Origin of the sequence: Vibrio fluminensis (genome assembly GCF_015278125.1) — a bacterium.
GTDB lineage: Bacteria > Pseudomonadota > Gammaproteobacteria > Enterobacterales > Vibrionaceae > Vibrio > Vibrio fluminensis.
In genome coordinates this window covers 1-326 of record NZ_JADILO010000099.1, presented here as the reverse complement: position 1 = coordinate 326, position 326 = coordinate 1, and the positions used below count along the sequence as shown (strand labels likewise).

Below are 326 nucleotides of genomic sequence, written 5' to 3'. Positions count from 1 at the left end.
AATGGTGGGTCGTGCAGGATTCGAACCTGCGACCAATTGATTAAAAGTCAACTGCTCTACCAACTGAGCTAACGACCCAATGGTATCCCGTAGGGGAGTCGAACCCCTGTTACCGCCGTGAAAGGGCGGTGTCCTAGGCCTCTAGACGAACGGGACACTGGTTTGAAGATATTGGGATATCTTCATCTCTTTTACTTTATAAACCATCAATCTGTGTGGGTACTCATCACGATAATCATCGTATAAGGAGGTGATCCAGCGCCAGGTTCCCCTAGCGCTACCTTGTTACGACTTCACCCCAGTCATGAACCACAAAGTGGTGAGCG

Annotated in this window: 2 tRNA genes and 1 rRNA gene; all 3 read right to left on the bottom strand. The window is 49.4% G+C overall.

The features are described from left to right. Window positions 1–2: 2 nt before the first annotated feature. Window positions 3–78: transfer RNA gene (locus IRQ95_RS22125), tRNA-Lys, on the bottom strand. Between the two features lie 2 nt (window positions 79–80). Further along, window positions 81–156 (bottom strand) — tRNA-Glu (locus IRQ95_RS22120). Window positions 157–243: 87 nt separating this feature from the next. Next, window positions 244–326 (bottom strand): 16S ribosomal RNA (locus IRQ95_RS22115); the annotation flags it as partial.